Origin of the sequence: Paraburkholderia sp. SIMBA_053, from assembly GCF_046534895.1 — a bacterium.
GTDB lineage: Bacteria > Pseudomonadota > Gammaproteobacteria > Burkholderiales > Burkholderiaceae > Paraburkholderia > Paraburkholderia caledonica.
In genome coordinates this window covers 1-464 of sequence record NZ_JAWRXU010000103.1, presented here as the reverse complement: position 1 = coordinate 464, position 464 = coordinate 1, and the positions used below count along the sequence as shown (strand labels likewise).

The following is a 464-nucleotide window of genomic DNA, read 5'->3' as shown; positions in this document are numbered from 1 at the left end:
CTTTGACACGCCGGTTAGCCTCGACATGCCCGTGAGGAGGCAATGCCCAGCCACCGTGGCGTACCGGTCGAGGGGTAGACATGCTGCATCCGGCCAAGTTCCAGAATCCTCGCGCGAAGTGCCCTTGAAAGACCGTCACCGACTGCCCGAGACATCTGGCCGCAAGTGGAGGATCAGGGCCCCGCAGATCAGCCCGAAACTCAAGCCCGGCGCGATGAGCGCAACAGGCACAGCGGTCGCGAAGCTTGCGAGGACAGCGACTGATCTACGCCGCGCCATGCGCCGCATAGACGAGGACATCTGCGGGGTGTTTGCGCGTGCCAGCACTTCACGCTCGAAAAGGTTATAGGCAACGTCGATGCACACAAACAGGCCAGCGTAAAACGCTACAGGAGTGGATGCCAGCTTGGTGCGCGCAATCCATGCGGTCGCAAAGGGCAGCAGCGATACCAGGAAGAGATGAA

General features: G+C 61.2%; 1 pseudogene. It reads right to left on the bottom strand.

Annotated elements, in window-relative coordinates:
- Positions 1-135: 135 nt before the first annotated feature.
- A pseudogene (locus SB753_RS34760) lies at positions 136-464 on the bottom strand (hypothetical protein); the annotation flags it as partial.